At 63.6% G+C, this 24,261-nt stretch carries 22 protein-coding genes; 6 read left to right on the top strand and 16 right to left on the bottom strand.

Annotated elements, in window-relative coordinates:
- Positions 1-19: 19 nt before the first annotated feature.
- Complete coding sequence (trmB, locus tag KF708C_RS07455; protein ID WP_197090326.1) at positions 20-691, bottom strand: tRNA (guanine(46)-N(7))-methyltransferase TrmB; 672 nt, start codon at positions 689-691, stop codon at positions 20-22.
- 259 nt (positions 692-950) lie between these two features.
- Between trmB and KF708C_RS07450 the strand changes: the two genes are divergently transcribed.
- Positions 951-2,588, top strand: a complete 1,638-nt coding sequence (locus KF708C_RS07450; RefSeq protein ID WP_059411342.1) for an ABC transporter substrate-binding protein — start codon at positions 951-953, stop codon at positions 2,586-2,588.
- Between the two features lie 37 nt (positions 2,589-2,625).
- Here KF708C_RS07450 and KF708C_RS07445 read toward each other — a convergent pair whose 3' ends face one another.
- From KF708C_RS07445 to KF708C_RS07435, 3 genes are all read right to left on the bottom strand, one after another.
- The gene (locus tag KF708C_RS07445; protein ID WP_059411341.1) at positions 2,626-3,528 is read right to left on the bottom strand and encodes a spermidine synthase; all 903 of its coding nucleotides are present in this window, start codon (positions 3,526-3,528) and stop codon (positions 2,626-2,628) included.
- 128 nt (positions 3,529-3,656) lie between these two features.
- The gene (locus KF708C_RS07440) at positions 3,657-4,412 is read right to left on the bottom strand and encodes a tetratricopeptide repeat protein (protein ID WP_059411340.1); all 756 of its coding nucleotides are present in this window, start codon (positions 4,410-4,412) and stop codon (positions 3,657-3,659) included.
- 128 nt (positions 4,413-4,540) lie between these two features.
- Positions 4,541-6,085, bottom strand: coding sequence for a methyl-accepting chemotaxis protein (locus KF708C_RS07435; protein WP_020200790.1), 1,545 nt, complete (start codon positions 6,083-6,085; stop codon positions 4,541-4,543).
- Between the two features lie 360 nt (positions 6,086-6,445).
- Here KF708C_RS07435 and KF708C_RS07430 point away from each other — a divergent pair, with 360 nt between their 5' ends.
- Positions 6,446-7,141, top strand: a complete 696-nt coding sequence (locus KF708C_RS07430) for a mobilization protein (RefSeq protein WP_020200791.1) — start codon at positions 6,446-6,448, stop codon at positions 7,139-7,141.
- 49 nt (positions 7,142-7,190) lie between these two features.
- On the opposite strand, the gene KF708C_RS07425 is transcribed toward KF708C_RS07430, so the two are convergent.
- The 4 genes from KF708C_RS07425 to KF708C_RS07410 form a co-directional block, all read right to left on the bottom strand.
- Positions 7,191-8,762 carry a lyase family protein gene (locus tag KF708C_RS07425; RefSeq protein ID WP_082079466.1) on the bottom strand — a complete coding sequence of 524 codons (1,572 nt, stop codon included), beginning with the start codon at positions 8,760-8,762 and terminating at the stop codon, positions 7,191-7,193.
- A 251-nt stretch (positions 8,763-9,013) separates the two neighbouring features.
- Entirely contained in the window at positions 9,014-10,078 is a 1,065-nt protein-coding gene (locus KF708C_RS07420) for an Ldh family oxidoreductase (protein ID WP_059411339.1), read from the bottom strand.
- 110 nt (positions 10,079-10,188) lie between these two features.
- The gene (locus KF708C_RS07415; RefSeq protein ID WP_059411338.1) at positions 10,189-11,103 is read right to left on the bottom strand and encodes a GntR family transcriptional regulator; all 915 of its coding nucleotides are present in this window, start codon (positions 11,101-11,103) and stop codon (positions 10,189-10,191) included.
- A gap of 89 nt (positions 11,104-11,192) precedes the next feature.
- Complete coding sequence (locus tag KF708C_RS07410) at positions 11,193-12,473, bottom strand: MFS transporter (RefSeq protein WP_043365159.1); 1,281 nt, start codon at positions 12,471-12,473, stop codon at positions 11,193-11,195.
- A gap of 200 nt (positions 12,474-12,673) precedes the next feature.
- Between KF708C_RS07410 and KF708C_RS07405 the strand changes: the two genes are divergently transcribed.
- Entirely contained in the window at positions 12,674-13,795 is a 1,122-nt protein-coding gene (locus tag KF708C_RS07405) for a lactonase family protein (RefSeq protein ID WP_197090325.1), read from the top strand.
- Between the two features lie 271 nt (positions 13,796-14,066).
- Here KF708C_RS07405 and KF708C_RS07400 read toward each other — a convergent pair whose 3' ends face one another.
- Complete coding sequence (locus KF708C_RS07400; RefSeq protein WP_059411337.1) at positions 14,067-16,202, bottom strand: alpha/beta hydrolase fold domain-containing protein; 2,136 nt, start codon at positions 16,200-16,202, stop codon at positions 14,067-14,069.
- 73 nt (positions 16,203-16,275) lie between these two features.
- Here KF708C_RS07400 and KF708C_RS07395 point away from each other — a divergent pair, with 73 nt between their 5' ends.
- From KF708C_RS07395 to KF708C_RS34415, 3 genes are all read left to right on the top strand, one after another.
- A complete protein-coding gene (locus KF708C_RS07395; protein WP_231586397.1) occupies positions 16,276-16,950 on the top strand; it encodes a TetR/AcrR family transcriptional regulator in 675 nt (224 codons plus the stop codon).
- 126 nt (positions 16,951-17,076) lie between these two features.
- Positions 17,077-17,274 (top strand): type II toxin-antitoxin system VapB family antitoxin, encoded by a 198-nt coding sequence (locus KF708C_RS34420; RefSeq protein ID WP_081651297.1) that lies wholly within the window; start codon positions 17,077-17,079, stop codon positions 17,272-17,274.
- Positions 17,271-17,642 (top strand): type II toxin-antitoxin system VapC family toxin, encoded by a 372-nt coding sequence (locus KF708C_RS34415; protein WP_082079465.1) that lies wholly within the window; start codon positions 17,271-17,273, stop codon positions 17,640-17,642. Before KF708C_RS34420 ends, KF708C_RS34415 begins: the two co-directional genes overlap by 4 nt.
- A gap of 126 nt (positions 17,643-17,768) precedes the next feature.
- Here the strand turns inward: KF708C_RS34415 and KF708C_RS34410 are convergent, their stop codons facing one another.
- From KF708C_RS34410 to KF708C_RS35520, 7 genes are all read right to left on the bottom strand, one after another.
- Positions 17,769-18,212, bottom strand: coding sequence for a DNA-deoxyinosine glycosylase (locus KF708C_RS34410; protein WP_082079464.1), 444 nt, complete (start codon positions 18,210-18,212; stop codon positions 17,769-17,771).
- 4 nt (positions 18,213-18,216) lie between these two features.
- Positions 18,217-18,360 carry a hypothetical protein gene (locus tag KF708C_RS07390; protein ID WP_197090323.1) on the bottom strand — a complete coding sequence of 48 codons (144 nt, stop codon included), beginning with the start codon at positions 18,358-18,360 and terminating at the stop codon, positions 18,217-18,219.
- 188 nt (positions 18,361-18,548) lie between these two features.
- A complete protein-coding gene (locus KF708C_RS35535; protein WP_156173759.1) occupies positions 18,549-19,421 on the bottom strand; it encodes a hypothetical protein in 873 nt (290 codons plus the stop codon).
- Between the two features lie 823 nt (positions 19,422-20,244).
- Positions 20,245-20,877, bottom strand: a complete 633-nt coding sequence (locus KF708C_RS35530) for a hypothetical protein (RefSeq protein WP_156173758.1) — start codon at positions 20,875-20,877, stop codon at positions 20,245-20,247.
- A gap of 109 nt (positions 20,878-20,986) precedes the next feature.
- Positions 20,987-22,192 (bottom strand): hypothetical protein, encoded by a 1,206-nt coding sequence (locus KF708C_RS35525; RefSeq protein WP_156173757.1) that lies wholly within the window; start codon positions 22,190-22,192, stop codon positions 20,987-20,989.
- A gap of 100 nt (positions 22,193-22,292) precedes the next feature.
- The gene (locus tag KF708C_RS34405) at positions 22,293-22,799 is read right to left on the bottom strand and encodes a tyrosine-type recombinase/integrase (RefSeq protein ID WP_197090322.1); all 507 of its coding nucleotides are present in this window, start codon (positions 22,797-22,799) and stop codon (positions 22,293-22,295) included.
- 77 nt (positions 22,800-22,876) lie between these two features.
- Positions 22,877-23,869, bottom strand: coding sequence for a hypothetical protein (locus tag KF708C_RS35520; RefSeq protein WP_156173756.1), 993 nt, complete (start codon positions 23,867-23,869; stop codon positions 22,877-22,879).
- Positions 23,870-24,261 lie beyond the last annotated feature (392 nt).

Raw genomic sequence — 24,261 nt, 5'->3', positions numbered from 1 at the left:
TTTCGTTGACGGGGGCCGGTCAGGCCGGCGGCGGGCTCACGCAGCGCCACAGCGCGTGGCCCGAGGCCGCGTACTTGCGCTCGAACGGCGTGATGGCCTCGGCCGGCCGCCACGGCTCGACCGCCGCCGGCCGCCCCACCAGCGCCAGCGCCTGGGCGAACTCGTCGATGTAGACCTGCCAGTTGCTGCGGCACTCCAGGTAGCCGCCGCAGGCGGCCAGCGCCGGGAACACCGCGTGGCCCTGCCAGCGCCGCCCGAAGTGGCCGATCTTGGGCCACGGATTGGGATAGAGCACGTAATGGCGCGCCACCGGCACATGTTCGGCCTGCAGCAGGCGCCAGACGTCGACGAGGTCGGCCCGCGCCCAGGTGAAGTTGGCCGGCAGCGGCCCGTCCCACCAGTCCTTGCCGCCGGCCAGCCGCTTCTCGGACTGGTCCACGCCGATCACGAAGTGGTCCGGAAACGCCGTGGCCAGCCGCAGCGTGCTCTCGCCCACGCCGCAGCCGGCGTCGAGGATCAGCGGTGCGGCCCCGGCGCGCTGCCATTGCTGCAGCGCAAGATCGAGCGCGCGCCGGCTTGGCTCGCCGATCGGCTTGCGGAACGGCTCGGCGAGGTGGCGGGCCACGCGCGCGGCGAGATGGTCGTGGACATCGGCCTGGGCCGAGGTGATGGTGCGGGAATTGGCGAACATGGGCGCGATTCTACCGGCTGGCCGCCGCGCCGGTGGACAGGCGCGGCGCCGGCGGCGAGCATGAGGACATGCCGCGGCTATCGCACGCCGATGTCGTTTTGGCGGCACAATGCGGGCAGCCGGGTCGGCCGCACGCCCGCTCGCCGCTCGCCGCCTCGCCGCGGGCGGCGCCGCGTGCCGGCCACCCCCTTCTGAGAACCCGCCGCCGCCCGCCCGTGCCCACGCGCGGAGCGCGCGGCCCGTGCTAGGAGCGCATCCCATGACCGCCAACCACCGCCTCCCCCAACCCGCCCGCCGCCCGGCGGCCCCGACGCCGCGCCGCGCGCTGCTGCAAGCCGCCACGGCGCTGGTGCTCGGCGCCGCCGCGCTGCTGATGCTGCCCGCCGGCGCGGCCCGGGCCGAGGACCTGCGCATCGGCCTGTCCGCCGACGTGACCTCGATGGACCCGCAGTGGAACAACTCGGGCCCCAACAACGCCATCGCGCTGCATATCTTCGAGTCGCTGGTGTTCATGGACAAGAACGCCCGCTACATTCCCGGGCTGGCGCTGTCGTGGAAGCCGGTCAACGCCATCACCTGGGAAATCAAGCTGCGCCCCAACGTGAAATGGCACGACGGCGCGCCGTTTACCAGCGAGGACGTCAAGGCCTCGCTCGAGCGCCCCGAGAAACTGGTCAACAGCCCCGGCTCGTTTACCAGCTACACCAAGCCGATCGCGCGCATCGACACGCCCGACCCGCTCACCGTGCGCCTGACCATGAGCGTGCCCAACTACGCCAACCTCGCCAACGACCTCAACAGCGTGCCGATCATGCCGAAGAAGGTGGCGGCCACGCTGAGCCAGGCCGACTTCGACTCCGGCAAGGCCATGATCGGCACCGGGCCGTTCAAGTTCGTGCGCTTCGCGCGCGGCCAGGAAATCGTGATGGCGAAGAACCCCGACTACTGGGGGCCCAAGCCCGAATGGGACCGCGCCATCTTCCGCATCCTCACCGACAACGGCGCGCGCAGCGCGGCGCTGCTGGCCGGCGACGTGGACGTGATCGAAAGCGTGCCCTCGGCCGACGTGGCCAGGCTCAGGCAGAACCCCAAGTTCCGCATCGAGCAGCAGGTCTCGTGGCGCACCATCTTCTGGCAGATGGACCAGTCGCGCGACAACCCGCCGTTCGTCACCGACAAGGCCGGCAAGCCGCTCGGCAAGAACCCGTTCAAGGACGCGCGCGTGCGCGCCGCGATCAGCCACGCCCTGAACCGCGACGCCATCGTCAGCCGCATCATGGAAGGGCTGGCGGTGCCGGCCTCGTCGATCGTCTCGCCGCAGATCTTCGGCCATCCGGGCACCAAGCCCGACGCCTACGATCCCGAAGGCGCCAAAAAGCTGCTGGCCGCGGCCGGCTACCCGGACGGCTTCGGCCTCACGCTGCACGCCACCAACAACCGCTACCTGAACGACGCCGCCGTGGCGCAGGCCACCGCCAGCATGCTCACGCGCATCGGCATCCAGACCAAGGTGGAAACGCTGCCCGTGGCGGCCTACTTCACGCGCGCGCGCCAGGGCGACTTCGCCTTCGAGATGCTGGGCTGGGGCTCGGCCGCGGCCGACGTGGCGCTGCGCTCGATCACCGGCACGCCCAACGCCAAGACCGGCTACGGCACCTGGAACTGGGGCAAGTACGGCAACGCGCAGCTCGACCAGCTGATCGAGAAATCGCTCACCACCGTGAGCAGCGACAAGGCGCGCGAGGAAAACGCCCGCGCCGCGGCCCGGTTCGCGCTGGCCGACCATGCCATCATCCCGTCGCACAGCCAGCTGGCGATGTGGGCGATGCGCAAGGACCTGAAGTACGAGGCGCGCACCGACGAGTGGTCGCTGGCGCAGTTCTTCCACAAGCAGTAGGCCGCAGGCGGGCGATGCCCGCCGGAGCGGCCGGGGTTCAGATCTTCAGCCGCTCTTCCTGGCGGGCGTTGGCCGCCCGCAATCCCTTCACCCACGCGCGCGCCGGCAGGCCGGTCGCTTCCTCGACCACCTTCGCGCGCAGCGCCAGCACTTCCCACGACACGTCGATCGCGGGGCCGTTGAAGGCCAGCGCGATCACGTTGCCGTCGTGCACTTCCGGGAACACCAGCACGCGGTCGTCGAAGGCCTCGCAGATGCGCACGATGTTCTTGGGGAAGCTGTCGTGGTCGCCGAACAGGTTGATGGTCATCACGCCGGGCGCCTTGAGCACGCGGCGGCACGCCTTGTAGAACGCCGTGGTGTCGAGCACCGGGCCGCGCGCGGTGGCGTCGTAGAGATCGACCTGCAGCACGTCGAGCGCCGCGGTGTGGGCGCTGTCCATCACGTAGTCCCAGGCATCCTGCTCGCGCACGGTCAGGCGCGCGTCGTCCTCGCGCAGGCCGAACATGCTGCGCCCGGCCACGATCACGGCCGGGTTCAGCTCCACCGCGGTGACGCGCGCGCGGCTGAACTGGCGGTGGCAGAACTTGGTCAGCGCCGCCGCGCCCAGGCCCAGCTGCGCGACGTGGAAGTCCGGCGCCGACGGCGACAGGAACAGCAGCCACGCCATCATCTGCTGGGCGTACTCCAGCTCGATGGCGTCGGGCTTGCGCAGGCGCATCGCGCCCTGCACCCACTCGGTGCCGAAGTGCAGGTAGCGCACGCCGTCCATCTCGGAGAACGTCACCGGCGCGAAGCGCGGGGTCATGCGCTTTTCCTCGCGCGCCTTGCGCTCGCTGCGTTCATTGCGTTCATTGCGTTCATTACGTTCGGCGCGCTCGCCGCGCGCGGGGCGGCGCGAGGCCACGGCTTCGATGGATTTGCGTTTCAGGAGGGTCATGTCGGTCCAGGGAAATGCGGAATGCGGAATGCGAACAGGCGCGCCGCCCGGGCGGGACGCGGCACCGGACGATCAGGAATCGGCAACGGCGCGGAAACGGCTGCCAAGCGGCCGCCAAACGGCCGCCGTCAGGACTTGCCGAGCGCGCCCTGCGCGCGTTGCAGCCATTCGCGGTTGTGCTCGCGCGCGTGGCGCGGCCAGTGCTTGCCGTCGTGCACGATGTCGGCGTACAGCGCCCGGGCGCGCTCGCGGTCGGCCGCGTCCGGGCGCGCGCCCAGCCAGTCGGCGAACAGGCAGCGCGCGGCGGCGTCGCTGGCGCAGGCCAGCGCCTGCTCGAACGCGGCGCGCGTGCCGGGCGCGTCGGCCGCGGCCAGCGCGCGCGCATACAGCAAGGCCGGATCGGCCTGCTGGCGCGCCTGCGGCTGGGCCTCGAACAGGCGCTCCAGCGTGCCGGCGGCGGCGGCGTGGCCGCCGGTGGCGAACTGCGCGCGGGCCAGCCCCAGCAGCAGCGCCGGGTCGCTGGCGAAGGGGCCGCTGGCGGCGGCCTCGTAGTGCTGCAGCGCCTCCTTGGGCTCGTCCGCGTCCAGCAATGCCGCGCCCAGGCGCATGCGGTGATCCACCGTCGGCGCGCGGTCGAACGCGGCGCGCGCCTCGCGCACGGCGCGGTTGGGGTCCACCAGTTGCCCGATGGCGCGCGTGGCGGCGCGCGCGCCGCGCGTCTGGCGCAGCGCCGGCAGGTAGATGGCGAAGAAATACACCACGCTGCCCAGCCCGGGGAACAGGAACAAGATCAGCAGCCAGTACATGTTCTGCTGGGTGCGCACCGCGTGGACGGCAAAATACAGCGCCACGATGACGTGGAAACCAATTCCGAGATAGGGCATCGTCCTTCAATCCTGTATGGCACGCGCCGGCGGGCAGGCCGCCGGCGCTCACAGGCAGGATTGTGACAGATGCGCGCGGCGCGGCCGGAAGACGGCCCGGCAAAGGCCGTGAGCGTGCGCCGCCGCCGTCAGCGGAACACGCTCACGGCCTCGACCAGGCGCGTCGCCTGCTGCTTCAGGCTCTCGGCCGCCGCCGCGCTCTGCTCGACCAGGGCCGCGTTCTGGTGGGTGATGTGGTCGAGGTCGCTGACCGCGCTGCCGACCTGGGAGATGCCGCTGATCTGCTCGGCGGTGGCCGCGCTGATCTCGGCGATCAGGTCCGATACCCGCTTCACCTGGGCCACGATGTCCTCCATCGTGCGTCCGGCATCGTCCACCAGCCTGGCGCCGGACTCGACGTTGTGGACGCTGACGTCGATCAGCCCCTTGATCTCCTTGGCGGCGTTGGCGCTGCGCTGCGCCAGGCCGCGCACCTCGCCCGCCACCACGGCGAAGCCGCGGCCCTGCTCGCCCGCGCGCGCCGCCTCCACCGCCGCGTTGAGCGCCAGGATGTTGGTCTGGAAGGCGATGCCGTCGATCACGCCGATGATGTCGGCGATCATCTTCGAGCTCCGCGTGATCTCGCTCATGGTCGCGATCACTTCGGAGACCGCGCGCCCGCCCTTCGACGCCGCGTCGCTGGCCGAGCCTGACAACGCGTTGGCCTGGGAAGCGGTCCCGGCATTGCTCTTCACCGTCGCCGTCATCTCGGTCATCGACGACGCCGTTTCCTGCACGCTCGACGCCGCCTGCTCGGTGCGGGCGCTGAGATCGATGTTGCCGCGCGCGATCTCGTTGCTGGCGGTCTGCACGTTGATCACCTGCTCGCTGACGTCGTCGACCAGCCAGCGGAACATCAGGCCAAGCTGGCTGATCGTGCGCAAGGTCATGCCGATCTCATCGACGCGATTCATGTGGACCGCCTTCTGGCTCTCGCCCGAGGCAACCCGCAAGGCCTGCTCCCGGACCGCTTCGAGCGGTCTCGATATCTGCGCTTCGAGGCACCACGAAGCCAGCAGCAGCGCCAGCGCGGCCATCCCGGCAAACCCGCCCAGCATGGCGCCGGCCAGCCCCGCGCCCCAGGCGCAGGCGGCCATGACCGGCAGCAGCGCGAACAGCGCCAGGCGGATGCGCCAGCGCACCGGCATGACCTGCGCGAGCGAGGTCCAGCCCATCAGGCCGGTGCGCACGACCAGCCCCTTGTGGATCTTGCGGTTGCCGGCCTTGCCTTCGCGCAGATCGCGATAAAGCGCCTCGGTGGCCGCGATCTCCTCGCGCGAGGCCTTGGTGCGCACCGACATGTAGCCGACCTGCCGCCCGTTGCGCACCACCGGCGTGGCGTTGGCCCGCACCCAGTAGTGGTCGCCGTTCTTGCGCCGGTTCTTCACCAGGGCGGTCCAGGGCTCGCCGCCCTTGAGCGTGGCCCACATGTCGGCAAAGGCGGCTTCCGGCATGTCGGGGTGGCGCACCAGGTTGTGGGGCTGGCCCTGGATCTCCTCCCGCGAGAAGCCGCTGACCTCGACGAACGCGGCGTTGGCATAGGTCACGCGGCTCTGCGTGTCCGTGGTGGACATGAGCGTGGCGTTGTCGGGAAACTCGAACTCCTGCTGCGTCACCGGCTGGTTGTTGCGCATGACACTCCTCCTCTTGTGGGATCGATGGGGGCATGGCTTGTCATCGCAGGATGGCCTGGCCTGACGGCATCCGGCGTGACGCATCGCGGGTGATCGTTCCTGCCCGCGGGTCCCACGGGTCCGCGACCTGCCATCCTGCCTTCCGCCATTCCCTGTCTTATCGGGACCGGCCACCCAACTTGTAGCCCTGCTTTCCGGGGGGGAGGTTTCATTGACAGCGGATGCCCGATGCGCTGCGCCGGGCCGCTCCGGGCGGCGGCGCGGCATGCTACTTGCTACTGTCATGTTTCGCAGTCACCTTGGCGAAACCGGGGACTGCCCTTCCGGCCAGGCCCTCTCCATCACAAAGGAAGCGCAGAAATGAGCCACATCCACTTCATCGGCGGTGAAAAGGGCGGCGTCGGCAAGTCGCTCGTCGCGCGCCTGCTGGCGCAGCATCTCATCGACCGGGGCATGCCGTTCCTGGGTTTCGACACCGACAAGTCGCACGGCGCGCTGCTGCGCTTCTATGCCGATTTCGCCGCGCCCGCCGTGCTCGACGGGCACGACAGCCTGGACCCCATCATCGAGCACGCGATCGAGGCGCCGCAGCGGCGCATCCTGGTCGACCTCGCAGCGCAGACGCAGCAGTCGCTGGCCAACTGGATCGACGACGCGGACGTGCTCGGCCTGGCCGAGGAACATGGCCTCGCGCTCACCTGGTGGCATGTGATGGATGCCGGGCGCGATTCGGTCGACCTGCTGCGGCAGTGGCTCGACCAGTTCGGCGGGCGCATCAAGCTGGTGCTCGTCCTCAACGAAATCCGCGGCGACCGCTTCGAGATCCTGGCGGCGTCGGGCGAACGCGAGCGGGCCGAGGCGCTCGGCGCCAGCGTGATGACCCTGCGCCACCTGCCCGACGCCACGATGCAGAAGATCGACCGGCACAGCGCCAGCTTCTGGGCCGCGGTCAACCACCCGGACCGCTCCGCCACCGGGCTCGGCCTGCTCGAGCGGCAGCGCGTCAAGGTGTGGCTGCAGCGCGCCTACGCGGAGATGGAGCGGCTGCCCTTGTAGACATCGGGCGCGCCACCGGCCGGCATGCCGCGCGGCGCCGCCGGCCGCCCTACTTGCCCGCCGGCGGGACCATCTTCGCGAAGTCGGCGTCCAGCCGCGCCAGCGCGCCGTCGATCTTGCCGCGCCGCGCCTGGATCCACGCATCCTGCTGCGCCAGCCGCTGCCGGGCGGCGGCCAGCATGCGCTTCATCTCCGCCGGCTGCGGGCCGCCGCTGGTGGCGCGCGCGTTGGCGATGGCCAGCGGGTTGAGCGCGGCGCGGAATTCCGCCTCGCTCATCGGCAGCTCGCCGGCGTCGTATTCCTTGCCGGCCTCGCGGTAGATGTCGCGGGCCTTCGCGTACGGGAAGTCGCTCGGCCGGATGTCGCTGGCGCGCGCGTACTCGACGATTTCCGAGGCAAAGTGGTGGCCCACGCGGAACGGCACCTTGTACTTGCGCATCAGCACGTCCGCCAGTTCCTGCGAGGCGGTCCAGTCGCTGTTGAGCTCGTCGAGCGCGCGCTCGGGGCTGATCACCAGCGCGCCCAGGATGCGGTCCCAGTCCTTGAGCACCTTGACCGCGCTGCCGACCATCTCGCTGTTGGGCTTGACCTCCTTGGCGTCCGGCATGCCCGGCGGGATGTTGTGCGCCTCGATCACCGGCCCCAGCGCCAGCGTGATCGCCATCGAGGCATCGTGGCGCGCGCCGTTGAGCAGGCCCGGGTTGCGCTTCTGCGGCATCGCGCTCGACACGTAGGTATTGCCGCCGCCCTCGGCCAGCAGGATCCACGGCCGCGACTGCGCGTACTGCGTCATCACGTCCTCGATGAAATTGCCGGCCTGCAGCGCGATGGTGGTGACGATGGCGCCCACCTCGACCGGATACTCCGCCGACGAGATCTGCGCCGCGTCGTAGGCGTTCTCGACGATGGCGTCGAAGCCGAGGTAGCCCGCCATGCGCTGGCGGTCCAGCGGCCAGCTCGTGCCGTTGAGCACCGTGGTGCCCATCGGCGAGCGGTCCACGCGCGCGTAGGTCTCGCGGATGCGCTGCGCGTCGCGGTCCAGCGCGGCGGCGAATCCCAGCAGGTAGTGGCCGTAGCTGTTGGCCTGCGCGGCCACGCCGTTGGTGTAGTTCGGCACGATGGTGGCGCTGTGCTTGTCCGCCAGCGCCACCAGGGTGGTGGCCGTGCGGTTCAGCTGGTCGGCCAGGGTCAGCAGGTTGTCGCGCATGATGGCGGCGCGGTAGGTGGCGTGCATGTCCTGGCTCGAGCGGCCCGCGTGCAGCAGCGTCACCTCCACGCCCGCGGCCTGGATCAGCAGCGGCTCGAACGTGATCACGCTCGACGGCCGCTTGCCGCCGGGCTGGTTGCCGTCCTGGATCACCTTGGCGACGCCCGCCGCGACGCGCGGCGCCACGGCCTTGTCGAGCAGGCCCTGCTCCGTGTTGATGACCGCCGACGCCTTGTTGATCTCGCCGAGCCAGAAGAACTCGTCGCGCCTGGCCGTCTGCTGCGCGCCGGCGCAGGTGGCATACAGCGCCGCCAGCAGGGCGACGGCGCGCAGGCGCAGGGCCCCGGGCTTGCCGGTTTTCGCGGAAAACAGATGGAATGGGCGCGCGGAAACGCGCGTGTTGCGGTGCATCATGTTGCGGATCTTCCTGATCGGGTTGGTCGTCGTTCTGGCTGCCCGGTCTTGATCCGCGCTCGCGGTCCCGCAGTGCCAGTTGGCCGTGATTCTACGCGCCCGGCTTTGCGCGCTCCTGGCCCGGCGACGACGCGCGCGACCAGCGCCCCGATGGCTCGCATGCGGCCGGCCAGATGCGACAAGGCGCACCGGAACCTGCGTTCCGGTGCGCCTCGAACAGGCCGCTCGGGCGCGGCCGCCAATCGGTTCGCTCAGGTGCGCGCGACCAGCGCCACGCCGGCTTCGCCGGCGACCTTGTCGAGTCCGGCGAAGGTATCGTGCGGCAGCAGGATGCCGTCCACGACCTGCTTCTCGTGGGCACGCGCTTCCTTCTCGCCCGGATAGAACACTTCGTCGACGCCCTCGGCCAGCGGCACCGCCTTGAGCGTCTCGATGTAGCGCTCCATGCGCGCGTTGAATTCCTCCATCGGCTGGAACGCGGCGACGTTGAGCGCGATCATCAGGTGGCCGGCGCGGCTGCGGTTGACCGGATCGTAAGGCCCGTGCACTTCGTCCATGAAACCGCTGCCCGACAGGACGCCGGACAGCACGTCGACGATCGTGCCGATGGCATACCCCTTGTGGCCGGCCATCGGCAGGATGAAGCCCTTGAGCGCCTCTTCCGGATCGGTGGTCGGACGGCCCTTCGCGTCGATGGCCCAGCCGAGCGGGATTTCCTCATGCCGCGTCTGCGCCAGGAAGATCTTGCCGCGCGCCACGCCCGAGTTGGCCACGTCCATGATGAGCGGCGCGTGGCGGCCGGCCGGCACGGCCACCGACCACGGGTTGGTGCCGATCATCTTCTTCAGGCCGCCCCACGGCGCCATGTTCGGGCCGCCGTTGGTGGTGACGATCATGATGCAGCCCTGCTCGGCGGCCATGCGCGTGAAGTACATGCAGGTGCCGAAGTGGTTCGAGTTGCGCACCGACACCGCGCCGATGCCGTGCGTCTTGGCGCGCTTGATCACGTCGAGCGCCGCGTGCCGCGCGACCACCGGGCCGATGCTGTCGCCGCCGTCCATCACGGCGATCGCGCCGGCGTCGACCGGGAAGCTCAGGCTGGTGTGCGAGCGCATCGCGCCGGAGCGCAGGCGCGCGTAGTACCAGCCGAGGCGCAGCACGCCGTGCGACTGGTGCCCCCACAGGTCGGCCTGCACCATTGCGTCGGCGGCAACGTAGGCGTCATCGGCGGTCGCGCCGGTGGTCTGGTAGACGGCGGAGACGAAATCGCGCAGCGCGTCGGGATGCACGCGCTGGAACCCAGCGTTGTCGGTCATGCTCACTTGGAAAACTCCTTTGGTCAAACTCCGGCGCCCCAGACGGGCGCCAGATGTGTCGTGCGGCGCCGTCACGCGAGGGCGCCGCGAAAGTGTCTGCCGGCGGCGGCTTATGCGGTGCGGCCGGCGTCGAATCCGTGCGCGCCGGGGCTCTTGAGCCGGCGCGCGCCATCCAGGTGGTTGCGCATCAGCCCGGCCGCGCTGAGCAGGTCGGAACGCACGATGGCGTCGAGGATCGCCAGATGCTCCTCGGCCTGGCCCTTGCGCGGCTTGCGGTTGCTGGTCTGGCTGTATTCCGCGAGGCGGCGCAGCTGGTTGATGCGGCGCACCGAGTCATAGATGAAGCGGTTGCCCGACCACTTCGCCACCGCCTCGTGGAAATGGCTGTTGGCATCGAACAGTTCGGCGGCGGTCATCCACTGCCAGCCGCCGTCGACGATGCGCTGCTGCTCGCGGCGGATTTCCTCCATCTGCTCCGGCTCGTAGCGAAACGCCTGGCTGAGCAGACCGGTGACTTCGATCGACTGGCGAAAGGCGAAGCTCTCCTCGTAGGCTTCCGGCGAATCGATCATGCCGAGAAAGCGCCAGCCGTGCGCCACGCCCTGCTCGATCCAGCCCTCGCGCGCGATGCGCGAGAGCGCCTTGCGCAGCGTGGTGCGCGCCACGTCGTAGCGGCGCATCAGCTCGGCCTCCCCGACCTCGTCGGGCAGCGCGCCGGCGAGGCGGTCGCCGGCGATCTTCAGGTAGAGCGGCTCGTCGGGCGAGGAGGAAAGCTGCTCGGCGACGGCCGTCAGCGAGGCCGGATCGCAGGCCAGGAAGAAACCGCGGTTGGGATCGTGCTTGACCACGCCGAGTTCGGCCAGCCAGTTCAGCGCGACGTTGATCGGCGAGCGCGAAGTGCCGATCTCGCGCGCGAGCTGGGTCTCGGCCAAGTGATGGCCGACCGGCCGCATGTCGCGGCGCACCAGCGCGACGATGTCGCGCGCGATGCGCACTTGCAGTGACGTGGGTGAGATACCGCTCATCGATTCGCGGCCCCGCGCGCGGCGTGCGCGCTGCGGGGCTTCATGGATTGAATTATATGATCATAAAAGACTAAACCAACGCAAGCAAGTCAGGCCTGGGCCAGTTTCGCCGCGGCGCGGGCCACGATCGGCCGGTGCGTCATGGTCAGCGTGAGCACGATGCCGGTGAGCAGCAGCACGCCGGCGATCACGAAGGCATAGTCGTAGCTGCCCGTCATCGAGATCACGTAGCCCGTGACGATCGGCGCGAGCAGCCCGAACACGTTGCCGCCGACGATCACGAAGCCCATCGCCTTGGCGATGTCGCGCTGGTTCGGCAGCATGTCGGAGAGCAGCGAGAAATTGGTCGCGTTGGTCGCCGCGATGCCGCTCAGCGACAGCGTCAGCACCGCCACCAGCGCCGCGAAGCTGGTCGCCAGCGGCACCAGCAGGATCGCCGCGCCGCACAGCATCGAGACCGCGATGGCATGGCGGCGGCGGCCCGAGGCCACGCCCGCGCCCCTGACGTAGCGGTCGCTCAGGAAGCCCGCCAGGATCGCCAGCACCACCGCGCCGCCATAGGGCGCGCCGCTCAGCCAGCCGCTGCTGGTGATCGAGACGTGGCGCGTGCTCTGCAGGTAGGACGGCAGCCAGGTCAGAAACAGATACTGCGCGTAGATGTTGCAGCCCTCGGTCAGCGCGATGCCCCACAGCGTGCGCGAATGCAGCAGGCGCAGCAGGCCGTCCGGCTGGCCTTCGTCGAGCGCCTGCCCGCCGTTGTTGCGCTCGCGCAGGATCATCTCGCGCTCGCCCTGCGACAGCCACCTGGTGCGCTCGGGCGTATTGAAGAAGACCATCCACAGCGCCAGCCAGACGAAGCCGATCGAGCCCGAGATCACGAACGCCCAGCGCCAGCCGAAGGCCGAGATCAGCACGCCGATCAGCGCGAGGCAGAACGCCGGGCCGGCGAACGAGCCGGCGTTGAACACGGCATTGGCCGCGCCGCGCTCGCGCGCCGGAATCCACTGGCGCACCGTCTTCGCGCACACGGGGTTGCTGCTCGACTCGCCCGCGCCCATCACCAGCCGCGAGGCCAGCAGCAGGCCGTAGGTACTCGCCGCGCCGGTGAGGATGGTGGCCAGCGACCAGATGCCGATGCCGGCCGCCGCCACGCGCCGCGTGCCGAAGCGGTCGACGAACTGGCCCATCGGGATCAGGAACAGCGTGTAGGTCCAGATGAAGGACGAGAACAGGTAGCCGAGGCTTACCGGGGAAAGATGGAACTCGGCGGCGATGGGCTTCGCCGCGACCGACAGTACCACGCGATCCATGTAATTGATCGTCGTGAGCAGAAAAAGGAAGAGCAATACCCAGCCACGCCTGAAAGCCACCGTTATCTCCTGTTCGAATATGCATGCCGGACCATCTGCGGACGGTCTCGATCGCGTCGTATCCCGCTGCCGGGATGAAAGTCGGTACAATGCGTTTTCTGACCATAAAAGTCAATGGAAAATTTTCGAGGCGCGGCGGGGAGGCATCGACGGATACCATCGATGCACACCCATCCGGCGGCTGGCCGAAAACACTGGAGATGGCTTTGAACGAAATGACGAAAGACATGAGCGGCATGGCGGCGGCGCGCGGCTGGCTGGCCTACGTCGGCTGCCGCACCACGGTGGCCCGCAACGCGCAGGGCAAGGGCCTGAGCGTCTACGCGGTGGATGCCGCCTCGGGCGCGTGGCAACGGAAGCAGGTGGTCGAAGGCCTGATCAACCCGTCGTTCCTGACCCTGAACCGCGCGCAGGACCGGCTTTACGCCGTGCACGGCGACTTTGCCGAGGTCAGCAGCTTCGCGGTCGATGCCGCCGACGGCACGCTGCGCTTCCTGAACCGGCAGCCATGCGGCGGCATCAATCCGGTGCACCTGGAGTTGTCGCTCGACGAGCGCGAACTGGTGATCGCGAACTACGCGACCGGCACGCTGGCCGTGCTGGGGGTGGGCGACGACGGCGCTCTAGGGCCGGTGCGGCAGCTCGTCGGCATGCCGGGCATGCCGGGGCCGCACCGCATCGAGCAAGGCACCGCCCATCCGCACCACGCGCCGCGCTTCGCCAACGGCGGTGGCGCCACCGCCTGGCACATCGTGCCCGACAAGGGCCTCGACGCCGTGTTCGCGGTGCGCTTCGGCGCCAGCCCGGCCGATACCAGCATCCAGCGCTTCCAGAGCCGCGAATCGGCGGGCCCGCGCCACGTCGCCTTCCATCCCGGCGCGGCGCTGCTCTACGTCGCCAACGAACTCGACTCCACCGTCACCACGCTGTCGTTCGATGCCGGGACGGGCAGCCTCGCCTGCGTCGGCCACGTGTCGACGCTGCCGCCCGATTACAGCGGCCCGAACCGCGTGGCGGGCATCGTCATGCACCCGTCGGGCCGCATGCTCTACGTCTCGAATCGCGGCCACGATTCCGTGGCCTGCGTGCCGGTCGACGGGCACGGCAACGCCAGCGCCCCGGTCGCGTTCGCGCCGGCGCTCGGCGCGTTCCCGCGCTTCATCACGCTCACGCCCGACGGCCGCCGCCTGCTGGTCGCCAACGAACGCAGCCACGCCATCGTGAGCCGGGTGCTGGACGCCGCCACGCTGCTGCCGCGGGCGGAAGCGACCGTGATCGACACGGGCAGCCCGGTGTGCGTGGTGTTCGGCGACGCGCGTTGAGAAAGGCCGGTCAGGCCGGCCCGGCCGGCCGGTCATACCACTCTCTAGATCGGATACGTCCACCTGTTTTCCGAGCGCCCCGAAGACCGGAGCGCAGGCAATTCCCAAAGACAGAGGGATTGCTGCGTGTAACCCACGGCTTTGCTGGAGGAAGTTCGTGAATTGTCGACCCTGGCGAAGCATCCAGATCACCGGAGGCCGAGCGCCGTCATGGTTCGTCGGCCTTGTATGCGGTGTGCGTGAAAGCACACCGCCCGCCCGATATTCCGAACTACGGACGCGCCGTTACTTGCCGCGCCCAGGCGCCAAATTCGCCGACAACTTCCTTGGCTTCGGGGAGGAACGGAAACAGGGTGAAAACGTGCACCGAGTCTTCCACCAACCGCAGCGTGATGTCGACATCCTCCTGAGCTGCCTTCTCGGCAAAGCGAGTCGTATCGCTCAGCAATACTTCTTCCTTCGCCGCAGCCAAGAATAGTGGCGGCAGGCCCGATGGGCTGCCGAACAGCGGTGACACCATCGGGTCGGTCGGCTCATGAGACTGAAAGTAGGAAGCGCCGAGCAAGGCGAGGCTATCCCGGTGCGCGGCGGGGTCGGAGCCCGAATACGCCGGCACGGAGGGGCCGCTGAGCGTCAAATCCGTGAACGCACACACGGCAAAGACGCCGGCCGGCGCAGGAAGGCCGGCGCCGCGGATGGCCATCGCCAATGCCAGCGCGAGTCCGCCACCGGCCGACTCGCCGCTCAGCACGATTCTTTTCGCGGAAACGCCCGACGCAAGCAGCCCCCGATAGGCCTGCACGGCGTCGTCGATCGCCGCGGGATAGGGATGCTCGGGTGCCAGACGATAGTCGACAGAGTACGTTTGCCCCCGGACCGCATCGGCCAACCGGCTGGCGTACTCCAGCGAACCCCGTGCCGATCCAAGTACATAGGCTCCGCCATGAAAGTGCAGCACTACCGGGCAGTCGACATTCGCTCCTTCCGCCGTCACGTTCAGTGCCCGCACACCGTCAAGGTCAACTTCCCTGGCTGCCACTTCGCGCGGGACGGGGAAGTTCTTCCCGAGCATTCGATCATAGGCTTCGCGCATGCCATCGTGGCCGCGGGCTACGTCTTCCTGGGCAAATGCGCTCTTCCAGATATCGAACGCACGCTGACTCTCGGGACGCTTCATTCGCTTCCCTTCCCTGGCGTTGGCCAGCCCGATGACCTCTCCCACCGGCTTGCCGGTCGCCTCTCTTTCATCATGCGCCCAGACAAAAGCCCATGACGCTTGCGCAAGCGGATCGATTCGAGCCATTCCCTTCCAGCGACCGTTTCGCTCCTTGATCCGCACAGGATCGGACTCGTGAACCATCTTCACGATTGCACGCGCTCCGGCCTGCACGCGAGTTGTCCGAGGCCGGCGGCGTCCCTCATATTCAACGAGCTTCTGAGGCAGCGTCAGGCCGTCCGATTTTGCCAGCGTCGCAGCCAGCGTCCAGGCATCCTCGATGGACTGACACGCCCCCTGGGCCAAGAACGGGACCATCGCGTGCGCGGCGTCACCGAGAAGCGTTATTCGTCCGGATGTCCAGCTTTCAATCGGGTCGCGATAGTACATTCCGGTGATGAAGCTGGAATCCACTTGCTTGAGTAGCGCCTGCACAGTGGGTTCGGCGCCCTCAAAAGACCGGCGGAGTTCTTCCACGTCGCCACTGGTAGACCAGCTTTCCCGATGGACCTCATGTGCGGGCACCGAGGCCAGCACGCTGTAAAGATCCTTTCGAACCCAGTATGAGATTACTGTGCGACCCGGGCCGAACCAGTTATTGCCGCGCACGGGGAGCGAGAGTCCTTCGAGCCGGGCGGCAGGAATCAATGCACGCCACATCAGGATGTTGGCAAACTGCGTCTGCTCCGGCCCACGCAATGCCGCTCTGACCACAGAGTGAATTCCGTCGGCGCCGACAACGACATCGCCCTCGTGGCGGACGCCATTTATGTCTTCGACCCAAGCAAGATCCCCGGTCTGACCAATCCGGGCAATCTTGACTCCCAGGCGGACGGTATCCTGTGGAAGGCTACGCGCCAGAAGTTCGATCAGGTCAGCTCTATGAACGTTGTACATTGGTGCGCCGTAACGCCGCGCCGCCTCGGCGCCCAGCGGCGCGTAGTACAGCCGCCTTCCGGTCATCAGATCCCGGTAGTCGAATGCGTCAGGCTGAGTGGCAACCTCCGCAAGATGACGCTCCACACCGAGTTCGCGGAGTAACAGAGCGCCGTTGCTGGCAATTTGAATACCCGCGCCTACCTCCGTGAGCCGGTCGGCCTGCTCAACGACAATTGCCTCGACCCCATGATGCCGTAGGGCCAATGCAGCACAAAGCCCACCTATACCTGCGCCTACAATCACCACCCGCATGAGTTGTCTCCGTTGTGTTTAGTTAAGCAATTTGTTTTAATTAATATAGTTCGCTTAGATGGAGAAAGCATTGGTGAAAACCCTCAGATCGGACGGAAACGAAACCAGGGACAAGATCAAGCACGCCGCGCAGCGGCTCTTCGCGCAGCGAGGCGTGGAGGGCGTTACGGTGCAGGACATCGTCTCAGCCGCCGGCCAGCGCAATGGGGCCGCCATTCACTATCACTTCGGCACGAAGAGAGATCTGTTGAAAGAGCTCGTACTCGATGGCGCCAAGCTCATAGATGAGCGTCGGCAGGCCATGCTCGACGAAATGGAAGAGGCAGATACGATCACGGTCCGATCGATGATCGAAGCGTTGGCCATCCCGCTGCTGGAACTGGGGAAGCAGACCGGCCAGTACACCTACATCCGCATGATTGCGAATGTGCAGCTCACCGATCGGGAGTTGCTGCGCGACGTCGTCGGCGACCAGTGGAATATCGGCTACCGTCGATGCCTGGAGCACTTGGCGGCACTTCTGCCACATCTACCCGAATCGGTGCTGCATCAGCGACTGTCGCTGCTGGGCATCTACGGAAGTGCAATCTGGGCCACCTGGGAAGCCGCCACAGATACGAAGGCGACCAACCGATTCTGGGAGCCCGCACATAGCTTGTCGAACGTCATCGACACCCTCGAAGCCGTTGCCAAAGTGGAACCCTCGGCTACAACCCTGGAACTGGTTTCCCGGAGCGCATCGGAGTAACGCGCATGGAGCCTGACATGACGCAGGCGGCCACGGAGTGCCCACAGTTGGCTTCAACCGACGCACTGGCACGAAAAAAGGCATCAAACGATGCTATTATAGGTGCGCCAACTTGTGGAGCCGTCCATGCGTACTACCATCGCTCTCGATGACGAATTGATCGCCAAGGCTCAGGCCTATACGGGTTTGGAGGAAAAGTCGGCGCTGGTGCGTGAAGCTCTCAAAGCATTGATCCAACGTGAGGCCGGGAGGCGGCTCGCGAACCTTGGTGGTAGTCAACCCGGCATACAGGGGGCGCCGCGTCGCCGGCAGGACGTCGAATGATCCTTGTCGACACGTCAGTCTGGATAGACCACATTAGCGCGTCCGACCCTTTGCTGGTTAGTTTGCTTGCCGAGGAGCGTGTCCTGGTTCATTCATTCGTGATTGGAGAGATATCGCTGGGCAGTCTACGCAACCGAGACGTTGTGCTCGGTGCTTTACTCGATCTGCCCCGGGCACCGACTGCAACGCCGGAAGAGACGTTCTATTTGATCGAACGAGAAGGGTTATTCAATCGTGGGATCGGATATGTCGATATATCACTGCTGGCATCCGCACGTCTGCATCCCGGCGTCACCATCTGGACTCGCGACAAGCGATTAAAGAAAGTTGCCGACGAACTCGACTTGGGCGCGATGCTTGAGCATTAGCCGAGGGTCGGCTACGGAGTTTCGGCATTCGACCAAGGCCGATGTTCTTCAGACCGACCTCGCGCTTCCGTGGTCAGCCAGTTATTGGCGGCCGACAGCCCGCTCCAGAAGCGAATGCGGCAAGAGTCAGTCACTATTGGCGTCGGCCCAGTCCCCTAGCCACCTTCGCAACGCCTGCCAGGCACGCAATTTTTCCGCGTAGGGCAGGGTATGAGCCGGGCTACTGGAAGGCAACCTGACAAGGTGATGACCGCCGGCGGCCCGCCCAAGGGCCTTCAATCCAATACGTTCAGCGGTACCGCCATTGAACGCAATCACTGTCAGATTCGGTAGCGATTCGATCAAACCCGCAAGATCATTGCCGGCATGATCACGGATGTTGCTGTCCAGGCTCCCATCGCGCTTCGCTTCCGCCACCACATCCCATAAGCCAATGTTGTGGGCCAGCAGCGTTTGCAGTCGCTCGGCGTATCCCATCGCGACGAGATCCTCGCCCGTAATATCGCCGACCAGACGCCAGAACTGATTGGGTTTTTGGTCAATTTGACACCCTGACCGCGAGCCGGGCATCTTACTATTTCGAGAGCCCGGAGACCAGTTGGCGGATCACGCCCATCAGCATCTCGCGCTTCTCGTCCGACAAGCCTTCAAGCAACTCCAGGATCTTCCGGACTTGGTCAACCTCCCGATTTGAGGCGTCGGTCAGCAGTTCCTCCATGCCACAGTCGAAAATCTCGGCCAATTCCGCGAGCCGAACGATAGACGGCACGGCTACGCCCGCGCTACGACGTTGCTATTTCCGAGAGAGCACTGACTTAGCACCGAAACCGAATCGTGATCTGTTCGGTCTGTCCCGGTCGCAAAGCAACTTGCGCTGTCCCGAGCAACCGTAGCCCCAACAAGTATTCAGACATCTGATTTGCTATAGCAGCCAGCCTCCTGCAGCAGTCGTTGGAGATCCGGTATGGCGATCTCCATTCGCTTGTCCGTTAAATCAGGAGTGTACTGCTCTGTTGCAGGAGGGGCGGTGGGGAAGTCGCCACGCGCTTGGGCAGCTAGTATGACCTTCCGTAGTTGATCATTTACCCCTCGGAAATCGTCCATATATATCCAATGGTCCAAGACAAGCTGGTCTCCCACGGATGTCATAGTGGCGCGAATCTGGGCAATCGCGTCCATCTGGGCTTCACAGAATCCGTAGATCGCCCTTTGCAGCATATCCTTCGACCCCGGCCAGTTCTGCACAGCCGCGTGATAGGCCTGCTCGCGCAAAGCTCGATTTTGAATCTGACCGATACCAATTCCCAGAACCTCCATGAGAGGATCTTTACGCTTCGCCTTACCCGACCAGTAGCTATCCATCCAGCCTGTATCAGGAGAGAAAAGGTCTTCGGTGATCCATTCCGTGTCCACGATGGTTAGTTGTTCTGCCGAAAAATTGACTTCGGATATGTAGTCTGATCTCCAGCCAGGAATACGCCATTCAGCGACGGCACGCAGCGCGTCCTCCTTGGAGGTGAACATGTACACGCCACGAAGTCTGGATACTGCATGCGGATGGTGCTCGATGCGAGCCTTCTCCAGTGCCAGTTCACGCTTGAACCATCTTGGACGATTGAGGACAAACGAATCGCGCAACTTACTGGCCAAAAAAATACTGATGAGATCGGGATGATCATCGGGGCCTTTGTCACCTACCGATCGTAGCCGCCCAATGGCGACTTCCCAAGCCACTATAGGATTGTCGATATTCAGATAGGCGAAGAATTTCTGCAGCATAGACGAGATGATTTATCTGAGGTCATCAATTCTGATGGAAAACCTACAAGGGCGTCAGAATTCTAGACTTCGCAGGGAGGGATGCATAGTCCATCAGCATCAAACCGGCTTTGAGGTCTGCCCCCCCTTTTTTATAAGCATGGTCTCGAAGGATCGCCGGCTTGAAGTGACCTAAACACTCAACCCGTGCGGCTCGCTGACACAAAGCTCGATCGCCCTACGCGCACGATGACGGTTTCGCATATCTGCGAACTCAAGTAACGCAACCATTAGCGATACGGCAGTTACGGCACCAAGAATACCGGTCAGCTTGTAGTTGCCAGTAAGCAACGCCATGAGCACCAGAATCAAACAGACTACGGTCGCAATCACTGGACCCACTGCATCTTTAATGGACTCCGGCGAGGGTGGAACAAATGCCGTCTCCGCCACAAACCCATTCGCTTCTTCAAACTCTATATAGGCCCGGCCAGCCTCGACATTTCATGCCAGACGCCGAGCTTCCGGATGGCGTGCGATGTACCGCAGCTCCGCCACACTGAAATCAACCCCGTATGCAGAGAACATCCGGCCCGCATCCGCTAGGGTCGGCGCCCCAGGCTCCATCTGTCCCTGGCCTTTGGACGGCCTCTGGATTTCGCATGCAGTGCTCACGGACTATCCACGCTAGAAATCCACTTACTACCGATGCGACGCCGCTTGACTGGCCAATCATTTCAAACACTCACCCCGTTCTTGTTATACAGACGACCACCCGCCAAAGATATCCTAGAACTTCAGAGGGTCACTACGCCTCACTCACACCCGAGATCCTTATAGCAGATTACGACTTGCATTGTGCTCTATTAGATTCAACACCCTTTATCTGCTCTTGGATATCGCTGGCCTGCTTCCTATATTCGGCAGCTTGCTTTGCGAAGACATCCAGCTCCTCAACTGTGTAGTAGACCCCTGCAGCGGCTTGCTCCCTTGTTTGCGGCGGCCGAAGAAGCGTTTGAATATACTGCTCGACCTCATCCTTCTTTACACGCAACTTGTTTAAATCGCCATCATAGATCATACATCGGTATCCATCTGGACGCCTATTTAGCTGCTCTGCAAGGGTATCCACTTTCCCTTGAAGATCTTTTATTTTTTCAGCTTGCAATGAAATCGATTCATCTCTTTTCTTAATTTCCGAACTCACCGCCGCCTTGTCTGACTCAGCTCCGGAAGCAGGCGAAGGAGTACCAGCGGTTGCTGAAATATTGCCTGGTCCACGCGAGGCAACATCAGAGCCCTCAAAGAAAATTTTCTTGACTCCGATTGGAACACCAATGACAAATACAATTACCGCAACAATTTTTGACACTATCACAAAAAGTGTCCCAAGAGGCGTCCCCCTCCGAATGGCCTCCCATTCCAATCGCAAGTCCTCTAGGCTCAGCTTACTCAGATCGGTCTTCTTCGCTTCCACAATAAAAATCCCTGAGCTGGAATAAATCTATAGATCGCTTTCCAAAGCTCTGCAATTCCGCCACAAAACCCGACCACTACGAGGCGGACATCTTAGTCCGCTTAACATACTAGAACTCCGTCTTTGGCATGCCGCCCTGCACCAATCTGAAGCCTAAATGCATTTGAAAATAGGCTACATCACCGACTTCCAAACCATCAGGAATTTCGCAAAAGAGCTGCGCCGAAGTTTCGGTCATGATCCCTGCGCAGCGAATTTTTGGGAGACTAGCAGGGCTCCGCTGACTTGCGGTAACTGCCACCATTCCCGCAGATACCTCCCCAATATAGATACACTCATCCAGTGCTTGGACAGCAATCGGAATAGAAGCGGCTCCCTCATTGCGCGTAGGCAACTCCACTTGAGTCACAATACCTTTCACATTGGCACCCAACGCATTGGACATCATGTGCCGGAAGCCTTGATGTGTGACAACTCCTCCGCCACTCGAAGTCCCAAGTGCGTGCGCGGAAATGTGTCTCCATACCCTAAGCAATGCTTCATAGGCGTGCTGAACAGCTGTCGCGTCGACTTGGTAATATGGAAGTATTGAGTCAGCGCTCTGCGAATGAAAGAGATTGCATCGCACATGTTTATAGAGTGTTCCAAACAAATAGTCTCCTGGGTTCCTGCAATTTTCAGGCACTAGTCCTGCAAGACTATACTTGTCATGAGCACCCTCGAAGGCACGCCTAATCCAATCACCTTCTCGCTCCTTTGGCATGCGAGGAAATATATGTTCTGCCAGCGCTTCAAACGCAAGATATAGATTTCGATACGCTTCGTAGATATCCGTTGCAAGCTGCGACAATCTGTAATATCGAAATGCTCTATTCCAAACCGGCACAGGCGGTATCGGCTGCGGTATCAAATTTCCATCGGCATCGCGCTGCTCAATATGCAACTGAATCGATATTGCCTGACGTGCGACTGAAGTCAATCTCACTACCGGCGCTTCATTTTCGTAGAATCTACAAATGGAGTAGTCTCCCAGTTCTTTAACGGAGGAAACTAGGTTCTCTTGTATGGCTGCCAAATCGAGCGCGCGCATGATAGCGGCCATTCCATGATGCTTTACGTCCTCGAAAGCCATCTTATCCGCATTCCGGGCGCTGACATGACCACCTCCGGCATCGATTGCAACATGCCATCTTGAGTCAGGACAAGCCCATTCGAAGCTTTTCGAGAACGGATGCGTAAGCTTACAGGCAAGCGCACTGGAGGAATTTTCGCTGGCGCCTGGCGAGCTAAGGAAGAGATTTCCGATCTTTGTCATCTTATGATTTCTGAGACTGCCTATCTGTCCGAAGCAAACCCGTCACGACCCACGGGCAATCATAGCTGATAAAATTGCCACTAATATCCCTGTAGCAACGCTACCGGTAATCCACCAATGTGCGAGACAGTAGTGTAGTTTTCACTGTGGCGAATGTCCGGCGACCCGAGTGGCTGGACGCGCCCCGCAAACGTGATTGTGCGTATACGTGGCGGAAGAGCTGCTGCAACGTGTTCGGCGAAAACGCACTTCCCTTCTGCGACCGGAACAACGGCGACTCATAGTTGAACAAGATTCCGTCCCGTTCACGCCGCTCATCGATGTATTCGCGGATCGCAGCGGCAACACGTTGGTTGGTCAGGAAAACGTATCGCTGCTTTCGTCCCTTGGTCATCGAGCCATCTAGGTTGATGTCTTCAAGTAGTGCACCATCTGGCCCGAGGACATGCTTGATCTTTAGTGCCGCCATCTCTTTCGCACGCAGGCCGAAACCGAACGAACAATAGAGCAGCGCGACATTGCGTTTGGCGTGCGCGTATTTCTTTGCCGTGTTGAGGGCTCGTTTGAACTCAGCTTCGGACAGGACCTTGGCCTTACCCTCTCGCATCTGGCACCTCGGATTGGGCCGAAGCTCTAGGAACGACTCCAGGTGGCGTTCGTTACAATCGCGAGCAAGCCTTGCGGCTAAAACAGCCAAGCGAAAGGGAATGGTGTAACCCGACGACACGAAGCACATCTAAACGATTCGTTCAACAAGATGCGACCGACATTATGGTACGTAGGCCTGGCGGGCGTACCGCACGCATCGCAAATCATGTGCTTCGATAGTTCGGAAAGCTTGCGCTGGATTTCGAGACCCATGTCATCCCGGCGAACAAGATGAAAGCCGTAGATTGACCTCACAGTAAAGGCGTCTCTTGCCCCATCATCCCACGGCTGCATGCATTGAAATAACTTTGCTACCACATGGCTTAGATAGAGGAGCACGCCTGGCAACGCATCATAGACCCCGATGTACACATCGTCATCAGTGTGCGGTTTAAAAATGAAATTGAAGTTTTCCGGCTCAGTGCGAAGCTCGATCCTTTGTGCCGTGATGAGGTGAACAGCTCGTTGAAGTAGCCAATAAAGCCCACTCTGGTTAGCGGAGTCAAAAAGCACCGCGTCTAGCCATTCAGCCGAGATCGTATCCTCGACCTCGGTCTTGGATAAGGCGAGGGCAAGTATCTCGGCCCTACGGTTTCCGACGGCCTTTCCTGTCAGCCCCATCGGAGATTGCTCGGCAAAGACTCGGTAGAAGTCCTCTTCGTCCCCCAACATCCACGAAAGAAATACCAGGCTGTCGAGAAGTGGTTTGCGAAGCAAATTAAGGGCGACGACAAACTTCCGTTTTTCCATGCAATGCAAAGCCTCGAAGACATGGTGCATGCAGTCGGACACCATGGCCATGGTGATGGAGTTCAAAGCCACTCTGCGCGCCTCCTCAAGACGGCCAATTGCTCGTAGCCCGGCCACAGCATCCTCTGCTTGTGCAACTTCCTCGAAATGGGCAGATTCTGTTTTGCTGACGAAATCGAAGCGTACGAAATGTGCCTGCGCTTTCTCATACTCTCCCAGCATCCCGACGCAGGCATCATGCAAGAAATAGCAATACTCGTGAGCCAGTCTCTCTGACACAGGAATCCATCGGAGACGTTTTCGAGGAATGAAGCCTATCGATGTCATCGCAAGAACTTTTTAGGTGTCTTTCGTATCGGGGAAATATGGAATCGCAGCATGTATGAATCCCTTCTAGGCGCCGAATTTTCGACACGAGTACTCGCATCCTTCCGGGTTCTTCGATGCCTCTCAAGACCAATTGTATTTCGTAAATTTTCGCCACTGCGCTGCAGCGCTAGCTCATTCCGAAATACTCGATACTCTGTCCAGCATTGAGCACTCGCCGGAGCCAATCCGGCATGCGCCCTTACCCTCCCAACTCTGTCCATCAGCACTTCGATACCGCGCCGTCGATCTTTTCTCGTCGGCCCTACAACTCTGAGCGGCGAAACAGCCTGCCGCCATTAGGT

It is taken from the genome of Cupriavidus basilensis (genome assembly GCF_000876015.1).
GTDB classification, from domain to species: domain Bacteria; phylum Pseudomonadota; class Gammaproteobacteria; order Burkholderiales; family Burkholderiaceae; genus Cupriavidus; species Cupriavidus basilensis_B.
Note: the sequence above shows the minus strand (reverse complement) of the source record. Positions and strands in the feature narration are given on the sequence as shown.

Bases quoted from the DNA above. Each gene is read 5' to 3' on its own strand.
- KF708C_RS35535 (WP_156173759.1), bottom strand. From the start codon at position 19,421: ATGCTGCAGAAATTCTTCGCCTATCTGAATATCGACAATCCTATAGTG.
- KF708C_RS07430 (WP_020200791.1), top strand. From the start codon at position 6,446: ATGAGCCACATCCACTTCATCGGCGGTGAAAAGGGCGGCGTCGGCAAG.
- KF708C_RS34420 (WP_081651297.1), top strand. From the start codon at position 17,077: ATGCGTACTACCATCGCTCTCGATGACGAATTGATCGCCAAGGCTCAG.
- KF708C_RS07440 (WP_059411340.1), bottom strand. From the start codon at position 4,412: ATGCCCTATCTCGGAATTGGTTTCCACGTCATCGTGGCGCTGTATTTT.
- KF708C_RS07445 (WP_059411341.1), bottom strand. From the start codon at position 3,528: ATGACCCTCCTGAAACGCAAATCCATCGAAGCCGTGGCCTCGCGCCGC.
- KF708C_RS07415 (WP_059411338.1), bottom strand. From the start codon at position 11,103: ATGAGCGGTATCTCACCCACGTCACTGCAAGTGCGCATCGCGCGCGAC.
- KF708C_RS07405 (WP_197090325.1), top strand. From the start codon at position 12,674: ATGGCTTTGAACGAAATGACGAAAGACATGAGCGGCATGGCGGCGGCG.
- KF708C_RS34415 (WP_082079465.1), top strand. From the start codon at position 17,271: ATGATCCTTGTCGACACGTCAGTCTGGATAGACCACATTAGCGCGTCC.
- KF708C_RS07435 (WP_020200790.1), bottom strand. From the start codon at position 6,085: ATGCGCAACAACCAGCCGGTGACGCAGCAGGAGTTCGAGTTTCCCGAC.
- KF708C_RS07420 (WP_059411339.1), bottom strand. From the start codon at position 10,078: ATGACCGACAACGCTGGGTTCCAGCGCGTGCATCCCGACGCGCTGCGC.
- KF708C_RS07390 (WP_197090323.1), bottom strand. From the start codon at position 18,360: ATGGAGGAACTGCTGACCGACGCCTCAAATCGGGAGGTTGACCAAGTC.
- trmB (WP_197090326.1), bottom strand. From the start codon at position 691: ATGTTCGCCAATTCCCGCACCATCACCTCGGCCCAGGCCGATGTCCAC.
- KF708C_RS35525 (WP_156173757.1), bottom strand. From the start codon at position 22,192: ATGACAAAGATCGGAAATCTCTTCCTTAGCTCGCCAGGCGCCAGCGAA.
- KF708C_RS34405 (WP_197090322.1), bottom strand. From the start codon at position 22,799: ATGCGAGAGGGTAAGGCCAAGGTCCTGTCCGAAGCTGAGTTCAAACGA.
- KF708C_RS07450 (WP_059411342.1), top strand. From the start codon at position 951: ATGACCGCCAACCACCGCCTCCCCCAACCCGCCCGCCGCCCGGCGGCC.
- KF708C_RS34410 (WP_082079464.1), bottom strand. From the start codon at position 18,212: ATGCCCGGCTCGCGGTCAGGGTGTCAAATTGACCAAAAACCCAATCAG.
- KF708C_RS07400 (WP_059411337.1), bottom strand. From the start codon at position 16,202: ATGCGGGTGGTGATTGTAGGCGCAGGTATAGGTGGGCTTTGTGCTGCA.
- KF708C_RS07425 (WP_082079466.1), bottom strand. From the start codon at position 8,762: ATGATGCACCGCAACACGCGCGTTTCCGCGCGCCCATTCCATCTGTTT.